Raw genomic sequence first — 5,691 nt, forward strand, 5'->3', positions numbered from 1 at the left:
TAACGCTTCATTATATGTCAAATTTACCGTCAGCCAAAAAACTAAAATGCCCTAATGTGTGATAAAACAGGCCATTATTTTCCTTATCTGCACTTTAAGTTGTTGCACGTTCAATGGAGCTGTACTATTAATGCAGAAAATTTACTACAATTTGCAACTGAGTTGCAAACCCCGAGTTCTGCCGTCTAAAGATATTTTCCATGATGGCGAACCAGAGAACAACGGCTGCAATGCCGAAGTTCCAAAGGCTTCGCAGTAAACTGCGGGACCTCCTGGGACGCACCAAGCGTCCAATTTGGAAAGGGGATCATAAAGAAACTGACGCAAAGTCAAAACCTGCGCTCTCTTATCTTTCACCCCGACTCCAATATGATACCGGTGTTTTTCTCCATTTATTTGTATGGGGAGTACTGAAATACGTCAGCAGTAAATAATCCGGTTTATGAAAATGAGAAAGGAGTTGTTTTACAGTGACAGAAGCAAATTATCATGTTAAGAACCTGACCATCAACGGTGTGCCCAGGAGGGTCATAGGCAAGCCCGAAACGACGCTTCTTACTGTTATACGCGACCAGTTGAAGATGACGGGAACAAAGCGCGGCTGCAACTGTGGCCAGTGCGGAGTCTGCAACATCATCCTAAACGGCAGGGTAGTACGTTCCTGCATCACGCGCTGGAAGAATGTCCCCGAGTACTCTGATATCGTTACGATCGAAGGGATCGGGACCCCAGATAACCTCCATGCAATTCAATGGGCATTCATCGTATGCGGCGCGATACAGTGCGGATTCTGCACCCCGGGATTTATTACCTGCACAAAGGCTCTTCTCGACCAGGATCCAAGCCCGACCCGCGAAGAAGTGCGCGACTGGTTCGGCAAGAACTGGATGGCGTGCCGCTGTACCGGATATGTCCAGATTGTAGACGCTGTCATGAAGGCCGCAGCTATACTGCGCGGGGAAGAGAAGATCGAGGATCTGGCCGGGATGTACAAGCCGGGAGACTCGATCTGGAATTCAAAATATCCGCGTCCCAGCGCAATATTCAAGGCAACCGGTACTTTTGACTATGGTGATGACGATCGTCTGAAGCTGCCGGAAGAGTTCCTGTTCGCATATCCGTTTGCACTTGAAGGCGTACGGCACGCGAAGGTCAACAAAATTGACATCAGTGAAGCGGAGAAGATGCCCGGAGTCTTTAAGGTCGTAACTTACAAGGACGTCAAGGCCAACAGGGGGACGAACCGCATCCGCGGTCAGGTAGGATGTCCTTCGGTCACTACGGATGGCTGGGAACGCCGCATAATGGTCGAAGAGGGCGATAAGATCCGCCAGTGGGGCGAATGCATAGCGATAGTCTGTGCCGATACGGAGACAAATGCACGCGCTGCGGCGGAGAAGATAAAAGTTGACTATGAAGCGCTGCCCGAGCTTATCGACATCTATCAGGCGAAGGCCCCGGATGCAGTCAAAGTCTATGACGAGATCGACGGAATAGACGGAATGCCCAACGCGTTCAACAAACGCTGTTTCACAAAGGGAAAGGATCCGAAGGACGACCTCTACAAGGCCCAATACGTTGTAGACGAAGAATTCTACAGCTCACGCCAGCCGCACATGGTTCTTGAGTCGGACTGCGGATACGCATACTATGACGAAGAGGGCCGCCTGACGATAGCATCGAAATCGATCTGCGTCTACCGTCATCAGATGATGATCGCGCGCGGAGTGGGCGTTGCGCCATCCAAGATCCGCATCATCCAGAACAACATGGGCGCATCATTCGGATACAAAGTAGCGCCTACTAATGAACCCTATCTTGCGATAGCTCTCATCGCATGCCAGCGTCCGGTATATATGCGCATAAACATGAAGGAACACAACATACGCACGCCCAAGCGTTCTCCGTTTCTAATGCACATCCGTGCCGGAGCCGACAAAAACGGCAAGCTCGTAGGATTAGAGCAGACCTGGTGGGTGGATCACGGCCCGTACAGCGAGTCGTCAAACGACCTCACAAATAAGGGCGGACAGTTCTTCTTCGCGCCATACGCATACGAGAACATGCGTGCGACCGGTTATACCTGCTTCAGCAACCACCGCTGGAGCGCAGCGTTCCGTGCATACGGCGCACCGCAGACCTATTGGGGCTGCGAGACAGCTATGGACATGCTCGCCGAGAAGTGCGGCATAGATCCGTTTGACTTCCGTGAGATGAACCTTCTTGAGTGGGAGCCGTTCACGACAAATCCGCGCGGAATGATGCCGTCCGGCTATGCACCGGAAGTCTTCCCGCTTCCCGAGATGATGAAGAAGGCACGTCCTGTCTATGAAGAGATGAAAAAGGATGCCGCTGCGAAGAGCAGTGACAAGGTGAAGTTCGGAGTAGGCGTATCCATAGGCATCTACAACTCGAACGACGACGGCGCCGATGAGGCGGCAAGCAACATTGAGCTCACGAAGGACGGAGTGATCGTCTACAACACATGGGAAGACCATGGACAGGGTGCAGACATGGGCTGTCTTGGAACAGCACATGAAGCTCTGAAGCCGCTGAATCTCCATCCCACACAGATCAAGTTGGTCCTCAGCGACACGGCTAAGGCTCCGAACAGCGGAGCGGCAGCGGCAAGCCGTTCGCAGGTCATGGTGGGGAATGCAATAGTAGACAGCTGCAAAAAGCTTCTTGACGCGATGCGCAAGCCTGACGGAACATACCGCACATACGACGAGATGGTCGCAGAGAACATACCCACCTTCTACGAAGGCTACACCCAGGCATGCGTACAGAACGCCGACGGGAGCATAGAGGTCTGCTCGGGCAATGATAAGGACACAGGTCTCGGCAAGCCATTCGGCTTCCACATGTTCGCAGTCAACCTTGCCATGGTCTCAGTCAATATAGAGACGGGAAAGGCACACTGCGAAAAGTTTGTGCTCGTAGGAGACGTCGGCGTAATCAACAACTACCTTGTGGTAGACGGGCAGCAGATAGGTGGTGTCGCCCAGGGGATAGGGCTTGCCCTGACTGAAGATTTCCTCGATGAGAATAAATATAACAATTTTGTCACAATGGGTTTCCCATACATCAAGGATATTCCGGATGATATCAAGCTCATTCACGTCGAGACGCCGCGTCCGCTTGGGCCGTTCGGTGCCTCGGGGACAGGTGAAATGCCGCTCGCGGCCCCGCATGTCGCAGTCTGCAATGCGATAAACAACGCGTGCGGCGTACGCATAAAGGCCATACCGGCAACACCGGACAAGATACTGGCAGGTCTCAGGCAAATAAATAAATAAAACGGGGTATCCGGCGACGCTGACTTAGTAATGCTTGCGACAGGTCCCCTGACGTATCGATATATACGCTTGCGGATCTGTCGCTTAGTATTACGCTGTTATCGCATGCGATCTGCTGCGTTTCATAATTTAGTGTCTTGAAGATTTATAACTCAACTTTCCCACCGTCTTTCCCGCATGCTTTTGAGCGGGAATCCAGCAACTTCAATATTTTAGAGCCACTGGTTCTCCGCTGAATAACATACAGAGAAGACGAAATACAGAGGTTTTGAATCCACTAGCAGCAAGAGGTGGGAAAGTTGAGTTTATAAGTCTTATTGAAATTAAGAGGAGGAGTCAAAATGTCAGAGAGTGAAAAAAACTATGGCTCGGTTCTTGACCTGCCTACCTTGAATGCATCAGCGCTGGCGCCAAACATAATAAAGAGAAATGTTTTCGGCCCCGGCCGGTTCTGGGACGACTGGGTCATGCGCCATTTCATACTCCCTTCGCATGGATCGATCCCTACGCACAAGCATGACTGGGATCACCTTCTTTATTCAATATCCGGCACAGGCGAAGTGGAAGTTGAAGGAGAACACTATGATATGTCAAAGGGGAACTGGGCGCGTGTTCCTGCCGGCAAGGAACATACCTTCAGGAATCTTGGAGATGAGCCGTTTGAATTCTTCTGCATTGTGCCAGTATACGGCGACCCCCATGCCAAAAAGGCAAGCATGAGGGCTAAGCGCAAGTCAGAAAAGAGATCTTAGCGTGATCAAGAACCTCATCTCTGAACGTTACCGGCATATCGAGCCATCTTCGATGATGAAGATGGCGGCTGTTGCCGCCGGTATCAGGGGCAGCATCGACCTCACTCTTGGCGAACCGGACATATCTGCTCCTCCGGAGATCTGTGAAGCGCTTTATGAAGCCGCAAAGGGTGGGGCGACCCACTATGCGCCGGGAATGAGGCTTACCGGACTGCGCTCCGCGATATCGGAGTACTGGATGCGCAGGTATGACCTGATATACGGCATAGATGAGATTTTTGTGACTACAGGCGGCAGTCAGCCCTCTTTTCTTGCGTTGCAGGCCTGGGTTCCCGGCCACACATAACGAGCTAGCCAAGCAAGTCCTGTAATAGCCGACTTTCGACAGTTTTCAACTGGCTACTCATCGTTATGTATATGCACTAACACATACCGAGGTTTAGATCAAATCATCTTTTGTCAAAGTGCGATCATTGCTGGGTTTATTGCGGTTAACCCGGCGTACTCGTTAGGAATTGGCGGGACTCCAGGAAAAATATCCAATACCTGGCGATAAAAGACCTTTTCTGAAGCTCTTATGTCCCTTATGCGTTCGAGAAGTTCTTTAAAATATCTGCCGCCGCCAGCTTCTTTAAGCAGGTCATCATTCATGGCAAACCCTTTTATAAGATATTCTTTCAGTACAGAATTTGCCCAAATGCGGAATTGTGTGCCTCTTATGGATTTGACGCGGTATCCGACAGAAATTATGACATCAAGGTTATAGTATTCTATATCTCGTTTGACGCTCCTGTCGCCTTCATTTTGAACTGTTGCATATTTTGCAACAGTTGCTTTTGGGTTTAACTCTCCCTCTTCAAAAATCTTTTTTATATGTTTTGAGATGGTCGATTTATCCTTCTGAAAAAGTTCAGCCATTTGTACCAAAGACATCCACAGGGTCTCATTGTGGAACTGGACTTCCACACGAGTAGTGCCATCGGCAGTTTTATAAAGGAGCACTTCTCCCAAAGATGGATATGGATTTTCCAAGTTGTCGTTTTTTTGCATAATATAAAACCCTCCGTAAAACAAATACTCTCCAATCCCGCAACAGCAGGGACTAAAATGCTCTTTTGGAAAATTTTTTTTATGTGGTGACTACCTTACAAATTACACGGAACAATGGCGGATCTGATGCATAGATGAACAATTCTCCATATCCATGTTTATTTAAAATTGCACAAATAGAGGCCACAGCCTCTTTAAGCTCTCCAGTTTATTTTTTAAATTCCATTGTTTCATTTTCAAAACCAAGAGTCATAAATTTTCGTTGTCTCCCTTTAAATAAATAGATACCAATTATTACCTCTGGCGGCAATCAATTGTAACCCATTTTGGGAATCTGCAGGGGTGCGCTCCGGAAGGAAACACGGAGGGGTCAGACCTACACGATCAACAAAATGTCCAACTCCTGTAATACCCCACCTCTTGGCAACAGCCTCGCTTCAGATCTTCTGATCACTGCACGATTGATACAAATATATCATATTGTATCAATCGTGTAGGTCTGACCCCTCTGACTTCTTCAGACCTTCGAGACCGGCATCAGGAAGCTGTGTAGGTCTGACTTCTTCGTTTTCTCTTAATTGTGTCAATTG

4 protein-coding genes and 1 riboswitch are annotated in these 5,691 nt (G+C 49.1%); of the genes, 3 read left to right on the top strand and 1 reads right to left on the bottom strand.

The window, feature by feature from the left end; all coding sequences use genetic code 11:
* Nucleotides 1-157 precede the first annotated feature (157 nt).
* Nucleotides 158-322: riboswitch (molybdenum cofactor riboswitch) on the top strand.
* Between the two features lie 148 nt (nt 323-470).
* The 3 genes from LLF78_04225 (at nt 471) to LLF78_04235 (ending at nt 4,397) form a co-directional block, all read left to right on the top strand.
* Nucleotides 471-3,299, top strand: a complete 2,829-nt coding sequence (locus tag LLF78_04225; GenBank protein ID MCE5201698.1) for a molybdopterin-dependent oxidoreductase — start codon at nt 471-473, stop codon at nt 3,297-3,299.
* Nucleotides 3,300-3,640: 341 nt separating this feature from the next.
* Nucleotides 3,641-4,051, top strand: coding sequence for a cupin domain-containing protein (locus tag LLF78_04230; GenBank protein ID MCE5201699.1), 411 nt, complete (start codon nt 3,641-3,643; stop codon nt 4,049-4,051).
* A gap of 1 nt (nt 4,052) precedes the next feature.
* Entirely contained in the window at nt 4,053-4,397 is a 345-nt protein-coding gene (locus LLF78_04235) for a hypothetical protein (protein MCE5201700.1), read from the top strand.
* Between the two features lie 113 nt (nt 4,398-4,510).
* On the opposite strand, the gene LLF78_04240 is transcribed toward LLF78_04235, so the two are convergent.
* On the bottom strand, nt 4,511-5,101 hold the full coding sequence (locus LLF78_04240) for a virulence RhuM family protein (GenBank protein ID MCE5201701.1): 591 nt from the start codon (nt 5,099-5,101) through the stop codon (nt 4,511-4,513).
* Nucleotides 5,102-5,691: the final 590 nt, after the last annotated feature.

The organism is Synergistaceae bacterium (assembly GCA_021372895.1).
Taxonomy (GTDB): Bacteria; Synergistota; Synergistia; order Synergistales; family Synergistaceae; genus JAJFTP01.